At 34.7% G+C, this 17,644-nt stretch carries 24 protein-coding genes and 3 tRNA genes; 21 read left to right on the plus strand and 6 right to left on the minus strand.

The window, feature by feature from the left end:
• Window positions 1–6: 6 nt before the first annotated feature.
• The 18 genes from M9C83_03325 (at window position 7) to M9C83_03410 (ending at window position 11,550) form a co-directional block, all read left to right on the plus strand.
• Entirely contained in the window at window positions 7–1,230 is a 1,224-nt protein-coding gene (locus tag M9C83_03325) for a CoA transferase (protein URQ67239.1), read from the plus strand.
• Complete coding sequence (locus M9C83_03330; protein ID URQ67240.1) at window positions 1,223–1,681, plus strand: hypothetical protein; 459 nt, start codon at window positions 1,223–1,225, stop codon at window positions 1,679–1,681. The genes M9C83_03325 and M9C83_03330 overlap by 8 nt, the downstream gene beginning before the upstream one ends.
• Entirely contained in the window at window positions 1,671–2,768 is a 1,098-nt protein-coding gene (locus M9C83_03335) for a PQQ-dependent sugar dehydrogenase (GenBank protein URQ67241.1), read from the plus strand. Before M9C83_03330 ends, M9C83_03335 begins: the two co-directional genes overlap by 11 nt.
• A 9-nt stretch (window positions 2,769–2,777) precedes the next feature.
• Window positions 2,778–3,152 (plus strand): hypothetical protein, encoded by a 375-nt coding sequence (locus M9C83_03340; GenBank protein ID URQ67242.1) that lies wholly within the window; start codon window positions 2,778–2,780, stop codon window positions 3,150–3,152.
• A 115-nt stretch (window positions 3,153–3,267) separates the two neighbouring features.
• Window positions 3,268–4,122 (plus strand): MoxR family ATPase, encoded by an 855-nt coding sequence (locus M9C83_03345; protein ID URQ67243.1) that lies wholly within the window; start codon window positions 3,268–3,270, stop codon window positions 4,120–4,122.
• Entirely contained in the window at window positions 4,122–5,297 is a 1,176-nt protein-coding gene (locus M9C83_03350) for a VWA domain-containing protein (protein URQ67244.1), read from the plus strand. Before M9C83_03345 ends, M9C83_03350 begins: the two co-directional genes overlap by 1 nt.
• 3 nt (window positions 5,298–5,300) lie before the next feature.
• Window positions 5,301–6,230, plus strand: coding sequence for an ABC transporter ATP-binding protein (locus M9C83_03355; protein ID URQ67245.1), 930 nt, complete (start codon window positions 5,301–5,303; stop codon window positions 6,228–6,230).
• On the plus strand, window positions 6,227–7,015 hold the full coding sequence (locus M9C83_03360; GenBank protein URQ67246.1) for an ABC transporter permease: 789 nt from the start codon (window positions 6,227–6,229) through the stop codon (window positions 7,013–7,015). The genes M9C83_03355 and M9C83_03360 overlap by 4 nt, the downstream gene beginning before the upstream one ends.
• Before the next feature lie 3 nt (window positions 7,016–7,018).
• Window positions 7,019–7,816, plus strand: coding sequence for an NADPH-dependent 7-cyano-7-deazaguanine reductase QueF (locus tag M9C83_03365; GenBank protein URQ67247.1), 798 nt, complete (start codon window positions 7,019–7,021; stop codon window positions 7,814–7,816).
• A gap of 10 nt (window positions 7,817–7,826) precedes the next feature.
• Complete coding sequence (locus M9C83_03370) at window positions 7,827–8,027, plus strand: SlyX family protein (GenBank protein ID URQ67248.1); 201 nt, start codon at window positions 7,827–7,829, stop codon at window positions 8,025–8,027.
• 54 nt (window positions 8,028–8,081) lie between these two features.
• Window positions 8,082–8,171, plus strand: a tRNA-Ser gene (locus M9C83_03375).
• 150 nt (window positions 8,172–8,321) lie between these two features.
• The gene (locus M9C83_03380; protein ID URQ67249.1) at window positions 8,322–9,182 is read left to right on the plus strand and encodes an NAD(P)-dependent oxidoreductase; all 861 of its coding nucleotides are present in this window, start codon (window positions 8,322–8,324) and stop codon (window positions 9,180–9,182) included.
• Window positions 9,182–9,655, plus strand: coding sequence for a hypothetical protein (locus M9C83_03385; GenBank protein ID URQ67250.1), 474 nt, complete (start codon window positions 9,182–9,184; stop codon window positions 9,653–9,655). Before M9C83_03380 ends, M9C83_03385 begins: the two co-directional genes overlap by 1 nt.
• Window positions 9,652–10,041: an SRPBCC family protein gene (locus tag M9C83_03390; protein ID URQ67251.1), complete on the plus strand. Its 390-nt coding sequence runs from the start codon at window positions 9,652–9,654 to the stop codon at window positions 10,039–10,041. Before M9C83_03385 ends, M9C83_03390 begins: the two co-directional genes overlap by 4 nt.
• Window positions 10,042–10,109: 68 nt before the next feature.
• Window positions 10,110–10,277 carry a carbon storage regulator CsrA gene (gene csrA / locus M9C83_03395; protein URQ67252.1) on the plus strand — a complete coding sequence of 56 codons (168 nt, stop codon included), beginning with the start codon at window positions 10,110–10,112 and terminating at the stop codon, window positions 10,275–10,277.
• Between the two features lie 43 nt (window positions 10,278–10,320).
• Window positions 10,321–10,397: transfer RNA gene (locus M9C83_03400), tRNA-Arg, on the plus strand.
• Window positions 10,398–10,423: 26 nt separating this feature from the next.
• Complete coding sequence (locus M9C83_03405; protein ID URQ67253.1) at window positions 10,424–10,855, plus strand: nuclear transport factor 2 family protein; 432 nt, start codon at window positions 10,424–10,426, stop codon at window positions 10,853–10,855.
• 2 nt (window positions 10,856–10,857) lie between these two features.
• Window positions 10,858–11,550 (plus strand): CDP-alcohol phosphatidyltransferase family protein, encoded by a 693-nt coding sequence (locus M9C83_03410; protein URQ67254.1) that lies wholly within the window; start codon window positions 10,858–10,860, stop codon window positions 11,548–11,550.
• A 30-nt stretch (window positions 11,551–11,580) separates the two neighbouring features.
• Here M9C83_03410 and M9C83_03415 read toward each other — a convergent pair whose 3' ends face one another.
• From M9C83_03415 to M9C83_03425, 3 genes are read right to left on the minus strand one after another with little or no spacing between them, the layout of a single operon-like run.
• Window positions 11,581–12,375, minus strand: coding sequence for a 2OG-Fe(II) oxygenase (locus M9C83_03415; protein URQ67255.1), 795 nt, complete (start codon window positions 12,373–12,375; stop codon window positions 11,581–11,583).
• A gap of 3 nt (window positions 12,376–12,378) precedes the next feature.
• Complete coding sequence (locus tag M9C83_03420; GenBank protein URQ67256.1) at window positions 12,379–13,491, minus strand: zinc-binding dehydrogenase; 1,113 nt, start codon at window positions 13,489–13,491, stop codon at window positions 12,379–12,381.
• A 7-nt stretch (window positions 13,492–13,498) separates the two neighbouring features.
• Window positions 13,499–14,176 (minus strand): hypothetical protein, encoded by a 678-nt coding sequence (locus M9C83_03425; protein ID URQ67257.1) that lies wholly within the window; start codon window positions 14,174–14,176, stop codon window positions 13,499–13,501.
• A gap of 118 nt (window positions 14,177–14,294) precedes the next feature.
• Here M9C83_03425 and M9C83_03430 point away from each other — a divergent pair, with 118 nt between their 5' ends.
• From M9C83_03430 to M9C83_03440, 3 genes are all read left to right on the plus strand, one after another.
• A complete protein-coding gene (locus M9C83_03430; GenBank protein URQ67258.1) occupies window positions 14,295–14,657 on the plus strand; it encodes a hypothetical protein in 363 nt (120 codons plus the stop codon).
• A 79-nt stretch (window positions 14,658–14,736) separates the two neighbouring features.
• Window positions 14,737–14,812: transfer RNA gene (locus M9C83_03435), tRNA-Gly, on the plus strand.
• A gap of 17 nt (window positions 14,813–14,829) precedes the next feature.
• Window positions 14,830–15,078, plus strand: a complete 249-nt coding sequence (locus tag M9C83_03440; GenBank protein ID URQ67259.1) for a hypothetical protein — start codon at window positions 14,830–14,832, stop codon at window positions 15,076–15,078.
• 22 nt (window positions 15,079–15,100) lie between these two features.
• Here M9C83_03440 and M9C83_03445 read toward each other — a convergent pair whose 3' ends face one another.
• The 3 genes from M9C83_03445 to M9C83_03455 form a co-directional block, all read right to left on the minus strand.
• On the minus strand, window positions 15,101–15,520 hold the full coding sequence (locus M9C83_03445) for a hypothetical protein (protein URQ67260.1): 420 nt from the start codon (window positions 15,518–15,520) through the stop codon (window positions 15,101–15,103).
• 99 nt (window positions 15,521–15,619) lie between these two features.
• Window positions 15,620–16,294, minus strand: coding sequence for an MBL fold metallo-hydrolase (locus M9C83_03450; GenBank protein ID URQ67261.1), 675 nt, complete (start codon window positions 16,292–16,294; stop codon window positions 15,620–15,622).
• A gap of 1 nt (window position 16,295) precedes the next feature.
• Entirely contained in the window at window positions 16,296–17,576 is a 1,281-nt protein-coding gene (locus M9C83_03455; protein URQ67262.1) for an MFS transporter, read from the minus strand.
• Window positions 17,577–17,644: the final 68 nt, after the last annotated feature.

Below are 17,644 nucleotides of genomic sequence, written 5' to 3' on the forward strand. Positions count from 1 at the left end.
GGAGATATGAGCGGACCATTTAAAGGAGTTAGAGTACTTGAATTAACTTCTACAGTATCAGGACCTTTTGCTGGAATGATGCTTGCTGATCAAGGCGCTGAGGTTATTAAGATTGAACCACCCGGTATAGGAGATCTTGCTAGATTCATGGGAACTATTAAAGATGGAATGGGTGCTATGTTTTCTACTCTCAACAGAAACAAGAAGTGTATATGTTTAGATTTCAAAAACGAAGAAGACCTGTCAGTCTTAATGCAACTAGTTTCAACAACTGATGTGTTAATTGAAAATTATAGACCAGGTATTGTTAAAAAACTTGGAATTGATTATGAGACTTTAAAAAGAATCAAAACTGATTTGATATATTGCTCCATATCAGGTTACGGACAGTCAGGCCCTTATAAAGAAAAGAAAGTATATGATCCATTGATCCAAGGAACAGTAGGCATTCCTCATGCTCAAAATAGTGAATTTCCAGAATTGATAAGAACAATTATTTATGACAAGGTCACTGGATTAACGAGCGCTCAAGCAATTTCAGCAGCTCTTTATCAGAAAGCTAATGGCGAAGGTGGTCAGTATCTTCCAGTATCAATGATGGAATCAGCTCTCTACTATAATTGGCCCGATTTAATGATGAACTATACATTTGAGGAGGGTGGTATAAATTTAGGTGAACTAGCAGATTTATTTGAGGTTTATGAAACTAAAGACGGAGGAGTGGTTCTTATAATTATTGCAAATGATGAAGTATTCACAAAATTTTGTGAAGTTTTTAGCCTCTCATTACACCAAGATGAAAAGTACAATAATCTTGTCTCCAGAATAGTTAATAAAGAAGAATTAACCAAGGAAATAAATAAAATTACTAGGAATTTATCTAGCAAAGAACTCGAAGATAAAATGGATAATGAAGGAATCTCGGCTTCAATTTGTAATGATTTAAACAAAGTTCATCTTGACCCTCAAGTAATTGAACAAGGTTCGATCGTTGAAATAGACCATCCTGAGTTGGGTAAAATGAGAATGCCAAAACCCCCAGCTAACTTAAAAGGGCAAAAAGAGTTTCCGCGAACTCTTGCGCCTATCCTAGGCTTTGATAATAGACAAATCTTGGAAGAGCTTAAGATTGATAATGATATAATAGAAAGAATGGAAGAAAGAGAGAATCAAAACAGGATGTTGATAAAAGCAATGATGGATGCTCAAAATCAATCCCAAAATGGTTAAAACATTCTTTGATTTATTACTGACTGCTATAGTCGTGACTATTCTTGTTGTAGTCGTATCCACATCTAGCAATCTTTTATGGCTCAACTCTATGAATATGCCGATTGATTTTAGTTTAGTTACTTCTACTTTCTTAAAAGATGTAGTTGGTATGAACTTTAACTCCCAGATACCACTCTATTTGCTAATTTTAATACCCTTGATTCTATTTTTATTTAGTACAAAACTAATATCTAAGAGATTTTTGTTAAATAGAGTATTTCCTTATGTTCTTGCCGGAGGATTGTCTATGCTCTTTTTGATGATTCTCTTGCCATTTGCTCTTGATAACTTGGAACCTATATCTGGATCAAGAACAAATATTGGAAAGTTATGTATGACAATATGCGGATGCCTCGGTGGATATTTATATGGTTTTAGACAAACAAGGAAAGATGATAATGAGATATAGTCAACCTACGTTAATTTTAGTGATATCAATAATATCTCTCTTTCTCAGATCTGAAGAGGTTAATTACAATTACACAATAATTGCTGAAGGACTTGATAGGCCTTGGAGTCTTGCTGTAATCGATGATGAAAATATTATTTTTACAGAGTTATCGGGAAACTTGAGACAGATAAAAGATGGTAAGTTACTTTCTGCTCCAGTAGCCGGTACACCTGAAGTGCTTTTCAAAGGACAAGGCGGTATGTCTGGAGTCGTTTTGGATCCAAATTTTCAAAACAATAAAGTTTTGTATTTGGCATTTTCTGCTCGTGATGCAGGGGCAAGAACCAATACCTTAAAAGTAATCAGAGCAGTTCTTTCCAATAATGAGCTTAAAGATGTTAATGAAATCTTCAGTGCCTTTCCTTCTCGAAATACCGCTCTTCACTATGGAGCTAAAATGGTGTTCATGGATGATGGTACTTTGCTAATTACTAATGGTGATGGTTTTAACTATCGTGAGAAGGCTCAATCATTAGATAACCATTTTGGGAAAATTGTAAGGATAAATTCAGATGGTTCTTTGCCAGAAGGTAATCCATTTTCAGATGATCCAAATGCTCTTCCTGAGATCTGGTCTTATGGACATAGAAACCCCCAAGGCATAATAAATTATAAAGGTGAGATTTATGGGTTAGAGCATGGACCAATGGGTGGAGATGAAATAAATGTAATTAAGCCAGGAAATAATTATGGTTGGCCTGCCATAACTTACGGCAAGGATTATAACGGTTCGATCATTTCTCCATTTACTGAGATGAAAGGGATGGAACAACCAATTAAATACTGGGTACCATCTATAGCACCTTCAGGAATGATGCTTTATGACAAAGACTTATTTCCTGAATGGAAAGGAAGTATATTTGTTTCGTCAATGAAACCTGGAAGTGTAAGAAGATTGGAGCTTAAAGAGAATAAGATTATTCAAGAACATATAATTTTCGATGATTTAAGCAGGATTCGTGATATTGCATTTCTCCCAAATGGCTCAATACTTCTGGCAACTGATGGAAGTGGAGGAGAGATAATAAGTGTCCAACCAAATTAAGGAAAGAATATGTGGGCAAGGATAATTCCTGGAATCATAGGTTCAATTATGATGTTAACTGCTTTTAATTGGATAATTGATCCATCCTCAGCTGCTGCAGGCTTATCAATGTCTTTATTACAAGGAGAAGGTGGTAATACTCAAATAGGTGATTTCACCTCTTTCTTTTTTACTGCTGCAATCATGGCCATCATAGGTGCATATAGAAATGAGCATATATGGATTTATGCTACTGTTTGTCTTCTGGGTTCAGCGGCTATATTTAGAATTTATGCAGGTCTCATGCACGGAACAGAATTCTTAACGTCAGCAATTTTTTTCGAAATCTTGACCTCTATATTATTAATAATCTGTATAAAAAAGATTAAATCAACAAATCAATAAGCTTGTCAGTCCATAAATAACAATACTAGGATATTGGTAGATTTAACTCTAAAAAGTTGGTTAGCGATTTTTTTACTTTGTGATAAAGTCACGATAAATCTTAAAAGGAATAAATATGAAATTTAAAGGGACTGATTCTTATATCTCAACTGAAGATCTTAGTATGGCAGTGAATGCCGCAATAGAACTTGAAAAGCCATTACTGATTAAAGGTGAGCCAGGAACTGGCAAAACTATGCTAGCTGAGCAAGTTGCCGAATCACTAAATATGCCATTAATTGAGTGGCATATAAAATCTACAACGAAAGCTAGACAAGGCCTTTATGAATATGACGCTGTAACAAGACTGAGGGATTCACAACTTGGGGATGAACGAGTTAAAGACATCTCTAACTATATTCAAAAAGGAAAAATGTGGGAGGCTTTTACCTCCGATGAAAGAGCAGTTTTGCTTGTTGATGAAATTGATAAGGCAGATATAGAGTTTCCAAATGACTTATTACAAGAGATAGATCGTATGGAGTTTTATGTTTATGAGACTAAAGAGACAATTAAAGCGGTTCAAAGACCTTTAGTAATCATTACAAGTAATAATGAGAAAGAACTACCCGATGCTTTCCTTAGAAGATGTTTCTTCCACTATATCAACTTCCCAGATAGACCGACAATGGAAAAAATTGTAAAAGTCCATCATCCTAAGGTTAAGAAAAATTTAGTAAAAGATGCTTTAGAAATTTTCTTTGATATAAGAAAGGTACCAGGAATGAAGAAAAAACCTTCTACTTCAGAATTGATCGATTGGTTAAAGCTACTAATGGCTGATGACATTCCTGACGAAATTTTTAAAAATAGAGATCCCTCTAAAGCAATACCACCTTTATATGGCGCACTTGTGAAAAATGAACAAGATGTTCAATTACTTGAAAGATTAGCATTTATGGCTAGAAGAGAAGGTAATACTAATTCTTAATGTTTATATCTCTTTTTAATACTTTAAAAGCTACCGGAGTACCCTGTTCCTTAAGAGAACTATTGGACTTAATTGCTGCTGTAGATAAGAGGCTAGCTTTTGCAAATATGAACGAATTTTACTTCTTGAGTAGGGCTATTCTGGTGAAAGATGAAAAGCACTATGACAAATTCGATAGAGCTTTTGATATTTACTTTAAAGGAATTGAAAGCATAGATGATATTTTAGAAATGTTAATTCCAGACGAATGGTTGAAAGCCGAATTTGAAAAACACCTTACTGAAGAAGAACTAAAAGAAATTCAATCCTTAGGTGGTCTAGAGAAACTTCTTGAAGAGTTTAAAAAGAAACTTCAAGAACAAGAAGAGAGGCATGAAGGTGGCAGCAAACAAATAGGAACCGGTGGCACTTCTCCATTTGGAAATTCTGGGGAGAATCCAGAAGGTATTAGAGTCGGTGGTGAGGGAGGAAAAGGAAAAGCAGCTAAAGTATGGGAAGCAAGAGATTTTAAAAATCTTGATGACGATGTTGAGCTCGGTACTAGGAATATGAAAGTTGCTCTCAGAAGACTCAGAAAGCTAATCCGAGACAGTGCTGATGAAGAGTTTGATCTAGACAGTACCATCAGCTCTACTGCTAAAAAAGCAGGTCTGTTAGATGTTAAATTTCGTCCTGAAAAGAGAAATGCTGTAAAAGTACTAGTTTTGTTTGATGTGGGTGGTTCTATGGATCCTCATATCAGAGTTTGTGAAGAATTATTTTCTGCAGCCAAAACAGAATTTAAAAATTTAGAATATTTCTATTTCCATAACTTTATTTATGAGACTGTGTGGAAGGATAATAGAAGAAGACAAAATGAAAGAGTTTATACGGAAGACATAATTCATAAGTATTCAGCTGATTATAAAATTATTTTCGTTGGAGATGCGACCATGGCTCCATATGAAATCACAAATCCTGGTGGAAGCATTGAGCATTGGAATGAAGAAGCAGGAGCTCTTTGGATGAAAAGAATGGTAGGTATCTATGACAAATTAGTTTGGTTAAACCCAGTGCCTCAAGAGCATTGGGAATATAGTGCTTCTGTTGAACTCACCAGAAGCCTTGTTGAAGACAATATGTTTCCTTTAACTATTAGGGGTCTCGAAGAGAGTATGGCTTATTTGAGTAAGTAACTCATGAAAGCCCTTTCCATCAATAACTTAAAGAAAGAATATGCTGGAGGCTTACAAGCCTTAAAAGGTATTGACTTAGAGGTTACCCAAGGCGACTTTTTTGCACTTCTTGGACCAAATGGCGCAGGAAAATCTACAACTATAGGTATTATAAGTTCGCTAGTTACCAAAACCTCAGGCCAAGTAAAAATTCTAGATATAGATATTGATGAGAATCACTCGCTAGCAAAGAAGAAACTTGGTGTTGTAGGTCAAGAAGTTAATTTTAATCAATTCGAAAAGGTCGGCGATATAATAAGGAATCAAGCTGGTTATCATGGATTGAGTTTTAAAGAAGCTAGAGAAAATGCTAAGTATTATATGCAGAAGCTTGATATCTGGGATAAACGTAATGATCAAGCCAGAAAGCTTTCTGGGGGTATGAAAAGAAGGGTAATGGTTGCAAAAGCTTTAGTAAATAATCCTGAACTTTTAATATTAGATGAACCAACTGCTGGAGTAGATATTGAACTCCGTAGATCTCTTTGGGATTTTCTGACTGAAATCAATAATGAGGGAACTACTATAATCTTAACAACACATTATCTTGAAGAAGCTGAGAGACTATGCAGGAACATAGCGATAATAGATTCAGGAGAAATCGTCGAAAATACAAGTATGCAAGAACTGTTAACACGCTTAGAAGAGGAAACATTTGTTTTCGATCTTAAAAATCCTTTACAAACACTGCCTAAAAATATCGACTACGAAGCTGTTTTAGAAAATCCTCAAAAACTAAAAATTACTATTGGAAAGGGCCAGGGTCTAAATACTATTTTTAAAGTCTTATCTGATTCTGGAATTCAAATATCAAGTATGAGAAATGATACAGGTCGTTTGGAAGAGCTATTCATGGGGTTGGTTGATTCAAACTTGAATGGAGATGAAAGATGACTCCATTAGAACAGTATAGAGCACTGATAACAATTATTTACAAAGAGATCCATAGATTTATGAGGATTTGGACACAAACTCTCATTCCACCAGCAATAATGATAATGCTTTATTTTGTTATTTTTGGAACTCTTATTGGTAAAAGAATTGGACAAATGGGAGGCTTTGATTATATGCAATTTATGATCCCAGGTTTGATCATGATGTCGGTCATAAGTAATTCATATTCAAATGTAGTTTCCTCTTTTTTTGGTCAAAAGTTTGCGAGAAGTATTGAAGAGCTATTAATCACTCCATTACCACACTATCTAATTTTGCTAGGCTGGGTTCTTGGCGGAGTGGCTAGAGGACTTTTAGTTGGAGCAATAGTAACCTTAGTGTCTCTGTGGTTTTATGATTTATCAGTAAGTAACTGGACTTTGAGCATATTTGTAGTGATTTCTACATCTATACTTTTTTCATTGGGAGGATTTTTAAATGCTCTGTTTGCAGAGTCGTTTGATGATATATCAATTATTCCGACTTTTATAATGCAGCCTTTGATTTATCTCGGTGGGGTTTTCTACTCTATTCAATTACTTCCTTCTTTTTGGCAGACAGTATCGCTAGCCAATCCAATTCTTTATATGATCAATGCTTTTAGATATTCTATTTTAGGAGCTTCAGACTTAGAAGCTCTTGGTTTTTCAATAAACTCTGCAATTTTTATGATTATAGGATTTATAGTTCTATTTACTTTTATTTGTTTATGGTTCCTACACAAAGGGCGTGGTATCAGAACTTAGACAATGGTTAATTCAATCCTAGGACAAGATTCAGCTATTCCTTTGCAGTATGATCCATCGATCCTCTCACCAATGAGTAGGTTAGATTCAAGAATAAAAACGGGTTTAAATGAATTTCAAGATTTTCATGGAAGAGATTTTTGGACTTCCTATGAAACTTCATGGCTTAATAAAGAAGGCATACCCCAAAATAAAATTCTCAATATCTCTTATGATTGCAACTCAAAATTTTTTGTGGAGTCAAAATCTTTAAAGTTATATTTATATTCTCTTAACAACAAAAAGTTTAAATCTATAGATTCTCTAAGGAATCTAATAAAAGATGATTTAGAGAAAGCATTGAAAACTGATGTTGATGTTGATTTGAATAAGTTACCAAGATTAATTACAGACAGCTCAACTTCGATAGACGAAGTATATTTAGATAAGATTGATTCTTACCCGAATTCTCAAGTAATCCAACCAGGAGAAAAGGAATACACCAGCGAACATCTCTCATGCAGTCTTTTTAGAAGCTTATGTCCTGTTACCTCGCAGCCTGACTGGGCAACTATACATATTTCCTATAATGGAAACTCTATTCAACATAAGGGACTTCTTCAGTATTTGCTTGCCTACCGAAATCACCAGGGATTCCATGAGGAGTGCGTAGAAAGAATTTTTACAGATTTATTGAAGAGGTGTAGATTAAAAAAACTTTCAGTAAGGGCAAATTTCCTTAGAAGGGGTGGAATTGAAATCAATCCAATCAGGACGACACCAAATTTTGATATTGAAATAACAAGAGATATTAGACAATAAACTTTTATAGATGAAAGATTTAGAGGGTAAAAGATTGAATGAGTTAGAAGCAAGAGCAATATTTCAAGAAGATACCATAGAAAAGCTAAGTAAGGAATTGAGCATTCAACAGAAAGAAATTATTCAGTTAAAAGAAGAAATAAAGACTTTAAAAGAATCTTTCGAAAAGAACATTATTGAAGATACTACTGAGAAACCACCTCATTACTGATAAACAATTTGTTTTTCAGAGATTTATAAAACAATATAATGCCGAAACAAAAAAGGAGAGATGGCAGAGTGGTCGAATGCGCACGCTTGGAAAGCGTGTAAGGTGTCAAAGCCTTCGAGGGTTCGAATCCCTCTCTCTCCGCCATTAAAAATTATATAAATGTGAGTGTGAATCTGACTAATGAAGACTGTTTAAGGTAATAGGGCTTTCCGCATCTGGAGTTGATATACTTATTTTAAATTGAGACACATTGGGACTTGAGGTGAACTATCAGCTAATTTAAAGGAGAAAAATATGAATGATCTTAAAAATAAAACTTTATTTGTTTCAGGGGCCAGCAGAGGTATAGGCCTTGCAATTGCTAAGAGAGCTGCCAAGGATGGAGCAAATATTATTTTAGCTGCAAAAACAGCTGAACCTCACCCAAAACTTCCAGGTACTATTTATACTGCTGCAGATGAAATTATTGAAGAGGGCGGTCAAGCATTGCCCGTAATTTGTGATATACGAGACGAAGAAAACGTTAGGGATGCGGTAAATAAAGGTTTAGATCATTTCGGCAATATTGATATTTGCGTAAACAATGCGTCAGCAATTCAACTAACTGGTACTCTTCAAACCGATATGAAAAGATATGATTTAATGAATCAAATAAATGCCAGAGGTACTTTTTTAGTCAGTAAAGTTTGCCTTCCTCATTTGCTAAAGTCTGATAATCCTCATATTTTAAATTTGTCGCCCCCTTTGGATATGGATCCAAAATGGTTCGGGCCGCATGTTGCATATACGATGGCTAAATTTGGAATGAGTCTTTGCGTTCTTGGTATGGCAGAAGAATTTAAACAAGATGGGGTCGCTGTGAATGCCCTGTGGCCCAGAACTGCTATTGCGACTGCAGCGATAAAGAATACATTAGGAGGTGACAGTATTATGAATATATCAAGATCTCCAGAGATAATGGCCGATGCAGCATATATAATATTAACTAAAGACTCTAGGGAATTTACTGGGAATTTCTGCATTGATGATAACTTGCTTGCTGACAATGGAGTGACTGATTTCTCCCAGTATGCAGATGTTCCTTTTTCAGAATTGGCACCGGACTTTTTTGTTCCTGACGATATTGAACCGCCCGAAGCTGCAAAAAATAGTTAATGAAAAGATTCTTTCTTACAGTTTTTGTTTTTTATCTATCTTATTTTTTGGTTTCAGATGAAAAAAAAATTGAAGACTGTACTTTGATAGAAAACAATGAAGAAAGACTCTCTTGTTTTGATAGCTTCTTTAAAACCGATAAAAAATTAATTCTTGTCGATCAAGACGATATAGCTATCTTTCAAGAAAAGATCGAAGATACTAATGGAGATGATGATAAGGTAATAGTTAAAGCGCCAAGATCTGTTATTAATGATAATCTCGCCCTAGTAGGAGTGAGACTGTCTGGAAGAGACTATTTATTTGAGTTGAACGATAAGTCTGTTTGGAAAAATATAGAAACTATTAGAAAAAAAGATATTCCCACACCGGGTGATAAAGTATTTCTTGAAACTGGTTTGTTTGGATCTATGTTTTTAAAAATAAAAGGTGAAAAAAATAAAATTCGAATAAAAAAAGTAAGAAATCTATGAATAAGATAAAAGAAAAAAGGGAGTTTGAAGCTTCTCCAGAGATTATTTGGAATATCGTGAGTAATATCTCTAGAAGTGACTGGGTACCAGGAGTTGAGAGTATTGAACTTAAAGGCAATAAGAGGATCTTCAAGATGACAGGTATGGGCAGACTAGTTGAAGAAATAATAGAATGCGATGATGAGAATATGGAGCTTTCGTATTCTGCGATAGAGACTGTGATTCCTATTCAACACCATCTTGCAAAAATTAAATTGTCAGAAATGGAAGGTAATACGATTTTTGAATGGACTACCGAGATTGATCCTCCTGAATTTTCTGAACCAATCAGACAAGGTATGCTTTCATCTCTTGACCAACTCGAAAAAGTACTAAAAAACACTTAAAAAACCTTTTTCTTATCATGCATAACTGATAAGGTTCTTAGACATACATAGATTACTGGGGAGGGTTTATGTTAGTACTAAGCAGGAAAGCTGAAGAATCAATGTACATTGGCGATGATATTAAGATTACGGTTTTAGATATCAGAGGAGGGCAAGTTAGGATAGGCATCACGGCACCTCAAGATGTCAAAATTCATCGAGAAGAAGTATACAATCGTATCTCAAGTGAAGATTAGATAGCGAATGAAGTTATCAAAATAGGAGTTATAATCTATTCTAGGGGCTGTAGCTCATTTGGATAGAGTGTCTGGCTACGAACTAGAAGGTAGCAGGTTCGAATCCTGCCAGCCCCGCCAAAAAAAACATTTAAGAAGGAAATAAAATGAATGCAGTAGATAAATGGCATGAAGTAATGAAAAGCGGCGGTTCGGGAGCAGAAGATAAACTTGATAAGCTTCTTCATGAAGATGTCATATTTTATTCGCCAGTGGTATTTACACCCCAAAGAGGAAAAGATATTACTAAGTTGTACCTATCAGCTGCATCGGGTGTATTTAGTGATGAAAAAACAAATAAAGATTCAGATAAAAAGAACTCCAAGTTTAAATATGTTAAAGAAATTATTAGTGGTAATTCTGCATGTTTAGAATTCGAAACTGAGATGAATGGAATATACGTTAATGGCATTGACCTTATTACATGGGATCAAGATAACAAAATTATTGAATTTAAAGTAATTGTCAGACCTCTTCAGGCAGTAAATACGTTACATGCAAAGATGGGCAAAATGCTGGATAAATTAAAGTCGAAGTAATTTTGAGAGTTTTTCTTTCATATGGAGTTCATCTTTTTACTGTATCTGGTGTTTTCTTCAGCTTTTTGGCTCTGATTGCATCCATCGAAAGAAATTTACCTTTAGTTTTTTTCTATCTGGCAATTGCACTCTTTATAGATGGAGTAGATGGATCCTTAGCCAGAAGGGTAGATGTAAAAAAATATACACCAAAGATAAATGGAGAAAATTTAGATAATATTATCGACTATCTAAATTATGTTTTTCTTCCTGCTTTTGTAATTTATTGGCTTGATTTAGTTCCTGAAGGAATGGCTTTAATATCGGTAGCTACTATTCTTATAGTGTCTTGTTATACATTTGCGAATAATAATATAAAAACTTCTGATTTTTATTTCTCCGGCTTTCCTGCCCTTTGGAATGTAGTAATCCTCTACTTTTATATATTAGACACTGGTCCTTTTACTAATCTTTTAATTATCTTTGCCTTATCCTTTCTTACTTTTATTCCTTTTAAGTACTGCCATCCATTTAGGGTAAGAGAGTTTAGAAAATCAACTTTATCTGTTTTGATGATATGGATGATAACAACGGTGCTTTTGTTATATTTTGATCATTTAGATGAAACACTCTTAAGAATAGCTTTTTTAATTTGGTCGTTAACAAATGTGTATTTTATTTTTTTAACAATATTAAGAAGCTTTAAAAATAGTTGATTATCTTCAAAGTAACAAGATATTTAATTCTCATATTTTTTCTCGAAACCATTTAGTAATTATAGTTTTTTCTCCTTTCAATACAGGATGGGCTTGATGCATTGTATTTTCATTCGGAGAGCCATCTTCATTTAAATTATTCCAAATAATCCCCTTACCTGCTATCGGAGAGAATACTTTGTCTAACACAGGGAATTCTGTTTCTCCACCTTCATTGACGTCATTAAGATAAACCATAAAAGTATAAGACCTTTGCCCACGATTTTTGGAGTAATCCTGTAATTGGGAAACTTCAAAATAATCAGTATGGGCCTTAAATTCTTGCCCTTCTAAATAATGCTGTCCTTGAAGTGTTTCTCCAAGCTTCCTATCTATTCCTATAAAATCACATATTTTTTTATCAATTTTCCTTAAAAAAGGGTCATTTCTTCTTCCTAAATCGCAAGTGCTACTGGTCCTATATGTAGGATCATATTCTCCCGCACTTGCTATTGTTGAAGGTCTTAACGTTCTTTTTATTTCAAAAATTAATCTTTTACACTCTTCTTTTGTTAAAAAGCTATTAATTTCATAGATTTCTGCTTGTACATCTTTTATTTGGGTAGCAGAAATATTCTTATTGGGTAAATAATTGCGTTTATCAGAATCTAGTTTCTTTAATTCATCTAAATCCCCTTTAGTCAGATCAAGTCCAAGTGCTATTTTGCATTGAGAGATAGAAAAACCCTCCTCAAGAAGAATAGCTAGCAATTGGTTCTTATCACAACCTTTTTGGATATTTTCAAATATCCAATTCAACCAATCTTGAGATAAATTCTTCTGCATAGCTCAAGAATTCGGCTTTATAAGATATTTGTCTCCTGTTGCTTGCTTTGTATATGAAAAAATATTTTCCGCCTTCAAGACTTCATTCAATGTAATAACATTGGAGTATTTACTTTCAAAAGTAGTATGAATTTCATCAGCAACCTTTCTGCGCAATTCACCAAACTTTTCTGGTCCAATTTTTCCTATAAAAGGAGTAAGTAACCAACCACCTAATCCCCAAGAGAAACCAAAAGAACGTGTAAGTGTAGTGGGATTTCTATCAAGTCCACCGTATATATAAACCTGTTTAAATTTATCTGATCCATATCTGCTATATTCAGTCGCAGTTTTATTTGCGGCAATTTCCATCGCAGTTAATATTTGGCTGGATAGTTTTCCACCTCCGGTCGCATCAAAACCTAGAGTAGATCCTGACTGAACAAGAGCTTCCACAAGATCATCCATGAAACTATCCAAACTTGAATTGCAGACATAATTTGCACCTAGGGATTTGAGCAAATTTACATGCTCTTCTTTTCTAACTACATTCACCAAAGGTATATTTTCCGCTAAGCAAATTTTGATTAGCATTTGTCCTAGATTAGATGCTGCTGCTGTATGAACAAGGCCGGTATGATTTTCCATTCTCATAGTCTCTACCATTCCTAGAGCAGTCAATGGATTAACAAAACAAGATGCAGCTTGTTCTGCCGTAGTCCCATCATGCATCACCAAGCAACTTGATGCTGGCACACATCTATATTCAGAATACATTGCGCCCCCAGCTAGACCTACAGTTTTGCCTATCAAATGTTCTGCCCCTTTACCTGCAGATTCAACTATTCCAGAACCTTCGTTACCAACAGGCAAGTTTTGATCAAATCTTGCTGCAACAGATCTAATTAATCCATCTGGAACTTTCATTTCTACGACTGAACCTTTTTCAACTTCTTTGAGTGAAGAAACATCTGCTGGTCCAACTAAGAGTCCCAGATCCGATGGATTTATTGGTGTTGCTTGAACCTTAATCAGTACCTCACCATCACCGGGATCGGGTACATTTACTTCATCTAAAGATATAGTGAGTAAACCTTCCTTGGAGATTTTAGACTTGATTTGCTTTGATACTGTCATGATTCATTTAATTAAGACTTGTAACTTGATAGCTTTCAACTAATTTTCCATATTTCTCTTCATCAAACCATTCCATTTGTTTTTCTTGCCATTCGGTATCACTCTCCAAAGATGAAAGAGACTTTGCTTGAGCTTCTTCTGAAGTTGATAACATAACAAATTGGAAATAATTTTTGCTACCCAATCCATGCTGCCATAGATCAATTAGAAAGCCATGTTTTTCGAATATAGTTTTTGCCTCTTCTAAAGCCTCTAATGTTTCAGCTGCTTTACCTTTCTTTGGATCCCATACCCAAACCTGAACTATGTAATCTCCTGGATCAATATCATCTAATGAAGTCATTTGGTAACTTCTTACAGGTTCAAGGATGTCTTGACTGTTAAATTTTTCTAGATAGGGCGTCCAAGCTTCAGCAGTATATGCTTTTGCTCTATCTTCATATGTGTTGAAGAAGTCAACCCATAAGAACATTTTTTCTGCTCCTCTACCAATATTTTGTTGATGCACAATTACCAGTTGGTCATTAGCAAGACCAATATCTCTTCCTTCTCTCATCAATTCTGCAGCTTCGGTTAATTTACCGGGTTTGGCTTTATAGAAATAAGCATCAGCATAACCAGCAGAATATGCCGTTGAAAGAAAACCTATGCATAAAACTGCAACATAATATTTTAGTGATTTCATAAAAACTCCAATTTCTTTAAGTTTATAAGATAACAGACAATAGTGCCTTCATGTAGTTTTTTAAAAATCTTCTTTACACATGGCAACAAAAGAGTAGGGTAACTCAAGGAGTAGATTTATGAAAAAAATATTAACAATTCTAGCTTTATCATTACCGCTCACAATCTTTTCATCTACATTAGTGATTCTTGAATGTGAATTAATAGATGATGGAACAATAGAAGACGTGAAAAGAATTAATTCAGCATGGGTTAAGAGTGTAAATGAACTGAATGATAAACAAGTAAGTAGTCAAGTTTTGGAGGCAGTGTTGTCAGATAATATGGAAGGTTTTATATATATAGATACTTATGAAGATTCCATACATTGGGGACAAATTAGATATGAAATTAAAAATGGCACTATCCAAGATATCGATGAACAATTTGATGCAGTTTCTAAGTGTACCGCAGGTAAAATGTATGACGCTGAACAAAGTTGATCATTCAGCTCATAACAGACATTAACAGGTTCATATGTAGAATACATTTATAGATTTTATGTATAATGCAGGGCCTTTTGCGGGTATCGTATAATGGCTTATTACCTCAGCCTTCCAAGCTGATGATGTCGGTTCGATTCCGACTACCCGCTCCAACTAAAAGTTTTATTAGATGATAGTAACAATAGATATAAGTATGTATCCAAATAGGGAGGAATTTGTTGAACCAATAAAAGGTTTTATTGAAATTATAAATACTTTCCCAGAAATTAAGATAAAGACTTTTCCAACCAGCACCGTCATCCAAGGAGAATATGCCTACACAATGAAAGCTGCGCAAGAAGCAATATCTGAGGCTCACGTTAAATACGACAAAGCCATTTATGTAATGAAAATAATACCCGACTACGAAGCCTTATAAAATTTCTTTGCTCTGTGTTCCTCTAGTTAGTGACTCGTTTAGGCTGAGTATTCCAAATATAGACTAAAGAGTAGAACCAAAATCCATTGAGTAAAGGTTCTATAATAGCATCCAGTACTGCTTTATCTAGAGCGAAACCAAGTAAGAAGAAACTCCAAGATGTCGCGATAAGAAAATGTCCTATTGTATAGATTACGGCCAATGTGCCTGTCTTTAGTTTTTTGTGCGCGTATTTGTGAAGCAGATAGAACCAAAACCCATTGATGATTGGCTCTAAGATTGCGTCAGCAGATGCAATTAGAAAGCTAGCACTGAATATTAAAGTAGCACAAGCCCAGGCTATGAAAACATGCCCCACTGTGTAGAGTATTGAGAGCCCAAAGCTACTCAGAGAGTGGATCAGTGAGTTGATCCTACTTATTTCAACTAGAAATTTGTTCAATTGTTTATCTTCAAGATTATTTGTAATTAGCTATAAATTATACTTATATTACTTTAAAAAGAATGAAAAAATTTCATTAAATAACTCATTTATCGGTGTTTACATTATCTGATTCCACAATTCGAGTTCTTCGATTCTAAGATAACTGTTTATTTCTTTAACTTTTTCTAAAGTTTCAGATTCTTTGGGACCATAATTGTGTCCAGGGTAGATGATAGTCTCGTCAGGAAGTTTAGACAGTTTGCGGAGGCTATGGAACATATCTTCAGAATTTGCTCCAGGTAAATCAACCCTGCCACATCCTTGAACAAAAAGTGTATCTCCAGATATAAGACTGTTATTGACTTTGAAGCACTGAGAGCCCGGTGTATGTCCTGGAGTATGAATAAACTCTATGTCATTATCTCCAATCTTCAAATGATCCCCGGAATCTACTATGTTCATATCTATATCAGATAAACCAGTAACTTTTTTGAGGCCTTCAGCCTCGTGTTTGTTGACGAAAGTTTTTACAGATTCTTTTTCTAATACTTCAGCCAGACCCTCAATTGAGTGACCTCCCATACTTCCACCAACGTGATCTGGATGATAATGAGTTACCAAAACGCATGAAAGTTTGAGATCTCTTGCTTGAATATGATTTAGTAAACCTTCTACATCCCAAGCAGGATCAATTAAGGCTACTTCTCTAGTTCTTTTTGATCCAATCAAATAGATAAAATTTTCCATCGGACCGACAAGTATTTGTTCGAGATATAAATCATCATTAATCATATTAACTTTCTCCTTTAAAAGTTTCTTCAAGGACTATCTTATCCTCTTTGTACTTTATTCCTGCTAGATAATAACAAGGAATAGATACAATACTGATGATTGAGAAAATTACCAGCATTAATGTATAGGGTTCTAAGTAACCGGAAGACCTTAGAATATCAGCGCATAATCCTCCTCCTAAAGAGCCAATGGTTAAGCCAATTAAATTTAGTGTAAGGATATAAAATGACACGACTGTTGCTTTGATGTTATCAGGAACTAGTTCCTGTACGGTGGAAAAGGTAGGTCCGAAGAAACATCCTAGTTGAAAGTAACCAATTATGATTCCAATCCAAAATACTATAGTTCCAGGCTCAACAAATCTGTAGAAAATACCAATAGGTAAAGTTAATAGTGCAAGCCAGAATAAAAACATAGGTCGTCCTTGGTTAGTATTTTCTTGCCACCAATCACTTAATAATCCACCTATCAAATTTCCTGATAAACCTGCGAACACACCTATCCACCCAACAAGCTGAGCTATTTCAGATCTTTCATATCCTCTTTCCTGAACTAACCAAAGTTGTTCAAAACCTGAAGCTCCAAGCACTATATGATAAAAAACACCTGCTACTATTGTGAACCTTAATGCAGATGAAGTTTTAAGAGCCTTTATTAATGTCTTTACTATATTTGCAGTACTTTCCTTTGATAAAGTAGGGCCCTTATTATTTGGAGTATTATTTTGTCTTTTTCTATCTTTAAAAAGAAGTGCACAGAGACCTAATATGAGTCCAATGCCACCTAACAGATAAAAACAATTTCTCCATCCTAAGGATTCACCTAGATAACCAGCAATTAAAAGACTTACCCCTACACCAATTGGGACACCCATATAATAAAATCCTGCAGCAAAACCCATTTTTTTTGATGGAAATGAGTCTGATAAAAGAGACATAGATGTTGGAGTTAGAATTGACTCACCCACACCAATAAACATTCTTGGAATTGCCATTGATATAAAGCCTTTAGCCACACCTGTGAGGGCAGTAAAAATACTCCATAAAACTACTCCAAATGCTATGAGTTTTGGTCTATTCACCATATCTGCAAGAACGCCCATAAACAGACCTGCAATAGAATAAAAAACAATAAAAGGAACAGTTGTTAAGAATCCGTATTGAGTATCTGTGAGGCCCAAGTCAGGGACAATAAAGTTAGCAAAGCTAGCTATAAGTTGACGATCTACAAAATTAAGAAGATTGAGAAGTGTTAGGAAGAATAAAAGCCTATATGCGTTCATAGGAACCCTTTTTACTAAAGATCATATCATAGAGATTACATATAATAATATTTGAAAAGGTCTAATTC

The sequence above is a fragment of the SAR86 cluster bacterium genome (assembly GCA_023703575.1).
Classification (GTDB): Bacteria; Pseudomonadota; Gammaproteobacteria; order Magnimaribacterales; family Magnimaribacteraceae; genus Magnimaribacter.